Genomic DNA, 2,925 nt, shown 5'->3' on the forward strand with positions numbered 1-2,925 from the left:
AAAGCCGCGCCGGACGCAATGCCNNTTCTGNCGGCGGCCTTCATCGCGATCGTGCTGAACCTGATCCTGCCCGAGGAACTGGCCGGCGAGGCAACAGAAGAAGTCTCTGGCGGCATGTCCGGCCATGCCAAGGGCGCCCTGGTCAAGGACAACCGCGCCTGACGGGCGGCCGCCGACAAGAAACGGCATTGCGTCCGGCGCGGCTTTTGCGCAGCATGGGCGCGGAAATCAAGGCGCGGGCCCCGCTTGGCCTGCGCCTTTCGTTTGTGAGCGCAAGATGATTGATATTATTATACTTATGGTCGCCGCCTTCGGCGCGGGTGCCCTGAACACGGTCGCGGGCGGCGGCACCTTCCTGACCCTTCCCGCGTTGATCTTTACCGGCGTGCCCCCGGTTGCCGCCAATGCGACCAGCGCGGTCGCGGTGTTCCCCGGCTACGCGGGTGGGGCGCTGGGGTTCCTGCCGGAAATGCGCAGCTTTGACCGCGCGCTGCTGATACGGCTGACGCTCGTGACGCTGGCGGGCGGGCTGGCGGGCAGCCTGTTGCTGCTCATCTCGTCGGACGAAGCATTTTCCATCGTGGTGCCCTTCCTCTTGCTGGCCGCCACCTGTGTCTTTCTGTTCGGTGCACAAATCCGCGACTGGGCAGCCTCCCGGGCGCGCAGCATCACGCCGCAGGGCAGTGCCGGGCTGTTTCTGGTCAGCGTCTATGGCGGCTATTTCAACGGCGGGCTGGGCATTGTGCTGCTGGCGCTTTTCGCGCTCTGGGGGATGACGAACCTGCACCAGATGAACGGGCTGAAAAGCGGGCTGTCCTTTGCGCTCTCGGGCATTTCGGTCGCCACCTTCGCATTGGCGGGGCTGATCGAATGGCCGCAGGCGCTGGTGATGATGCTCGCCTCCACCGCGGGGGGCTATGCAGGGGCACCGCTTGCGCGGATGATGCCGCCGCGCGCCCTGCGCCTGCTGATCGCCGCCATCGGCTTCGGGATGAGCATCGTCTTCTTCGCGCGCCTGCTCTGATCTACCGGCACTGGCCCGCATAACCGCGAGCCGCAGGCCCCCTATGCCCTTGGCCGGCCGGCCATCCGCCGCGCCATGTCGATCATCCGCGCGGAATAGCCCCATTCGTTGTCGTACCAGCCGAAAAGCCGGATCTGGCTGTCCCCGACCGCCATGGTCTCCGGCAGGGCAAGGACCAGCGATTCCGGGCGCATGCGCATGTCCCGCGACACGCATGGATCGTCGGTGGCGCCGATCACGTCGGACCCCACGGCCAGCGCCCGCAGATATTCCGCCACATGATCCAGCGGCGTTTCCAGTTGCAGCGTGGCATCAATGGCCGACACGCTGAGGGACGGCACGCGCACGGCGGCCACGCTGGTCCGCGCACCGAGACGCGGCACCACCTGTCCGATTTCACGGGCGGCACTCGTGGTGGTGGGCACCATGGATTCCGCCCCGGCCCGGCTGCGCGCAAGATCGCCGCGCGGCGCGTCCACCATCGGCTGGCTGCCGGTGTAGCAATGGATCGTCGTCACATGGGCACGGATGATGCCCGGCCCCGCATCCAGCGCCCTGAGCAGCGGCGCGATGGCATTGGTGGTGCAGGAAGAATTCGAAACGATCGCGGCGTCCTTCAACGCTGCATCATTCGCGCCCATGACGACGGTCGCATCCGCATGTTCCGACGGGCCGGAGATCAGGACCGCCCGTGCCCCGGCCTGCACCCCATGCTCCGCCCGGGCCCGCGTGCCGATCCGCCCGGTACATTCCAACACCACATCGACCCCCGAGAGATCCTCGCCGGAAATGTCGCCCGAGGTGGTGAAGCGAATGAAGGACCCTCCGATGACGATCCCCTGCCCGCGCGTTTCCACCGAGAGGGGCAGCGGCCCGAAGGCGCTGTCGTATTTCAGTAGATAGGCGCAGGTCTCCAGCGGTGCGATGTCGTTGATCAGGGCGACTTCGATATCCGAATGCCGGGGCGAGGTGACGATCTGGCGCAGAATGGTGCGCCCGATGCGCCCGAAGCCATTGATCACGACACGCATGGTCTGCGCCTCACGCCAGCTGCGTCGGAACGCCCCGCCATCCGTCTTCCAACCGGTGGGCAGGCATCAGAAATCGACCTCGATGGCGATCCCCTGCTCCACAGCCAGGTCCACCACGGCGGCAGCGACGGCGAGATCCTGCAGGCCCACGCCGGTGCCGTCGAAAAAGGTGATCTCCTCTTCCGATCCGCGGCCCGGGTGGGTGCCGTTGATCACGGCGCCGATCTGGTGCACATCGCTTTCCTTGATCAGCCCCTCGGCCACGGCATGCTGCGCCTCGCCGATGGAAATGGATTGCGCGACCTCGTCAGTAAAGACGGTTGCGCGCGCCAGCAGGGCGGCCTCGACCTCCTGCTTGCCCTTGGTATCGGTTCCCATGCAGGCAAGATGCGTGCCGGGCGAGACATGATCGGCCATCAGCGAAGGCGCGAAGGCCGAGGTGATGGAGATGATGACATCGGCCTCCTGCATCCCCTCAAGTTCGACCGCCTCGAAGGGCACGCCCGCCTCGGTCGCGATCTTCTCGATGTTGGGCAGCATGTCGGGGTGGTAGTTCCAGCCGATCACCTTCTCGAAGTCGCGCTGCTTGAGCGCCGCGCGCAGCTGGAAGGTCGCCTGATGACCCGCCCCGATCATCCCGAGCACCTTGGCGTCCTTGCGCGCGAGATGCTTGATCGACACCGATGATGCGGCCGCCGTGCGCAGCGCGGTCAGCAGGTTACCCCCCACCATCGCCTTTGCCTTGCCGGTATCGGGATCGAACAGAAAGACGGTGGACTGGTGATTGATGATATCGTGCTTTTCAAGGTTGTTGGGCCAATACCCCCCGGCCTTCAGCCCCAGCGTCAGCCCCGCCTTGTCGAACCCGCC

The 2,925-nt window shown here is 66.1% G+C and carries 3 protein-coding genes; 1 reads left to right on the forward strand and 2 read right to left on the reverse strand.

Annotated features, from left to right (window positions below; all coding sequences use genetic code 11):
• The first annotated feature begins 277 nt into the window (after positions 1-277).
• A complete protein-coding gene (locus A3728_RS12295; protein ID WP_067924012.1) occupies positions 278-1,024 on the forward strand; it encodes a sulfite exporter TauE/SafE family protein in 747 nt (248 codons plus the stop codon).
• A 41-nt stretch (positions 1,025-1,065) separates the two neighbouring features.
• On the opposite strand, the gene A3728_RS12300 is transcribed toward A3728_RS12295, so the two are convergent.
• Both A3728_RS12300 and A3728_RS12305 read right to left on the reverse strand, forming a co-directional pair.
• The gene (locus A3728_RS12300) at positions 1,066-2,055 is read right to left on the reverse strand and encodes a type I glyceraldehyde-3-phosphate dehydrogenase (protein ID WP_067924015.1); all 990 of its coding nucleotides are present in this window, start codon (positions 2,053-2,055) and stop codon (positions 1,066-1,068) included.
• 66 nt (positions 2,056-2,121) lie between these two features.
• Positions 2,122-2,925: ornithine cyclodeaminase family protein (locus A3728_RS12305; RefSeq protein ID WP_067924018.1), on the reverse strand; the 804-nt coding region annotated here is incomplete at its 5' end.

The organism is Sulfitobacter sp. HI0040 (genome assembly GCF_001634885.1).
Lineage (GTDB): Bacteria > Pseudomonadota > Alphaproteobacteria > Rhodobacterales > Rhodobacteraceae > Sulfitobacter.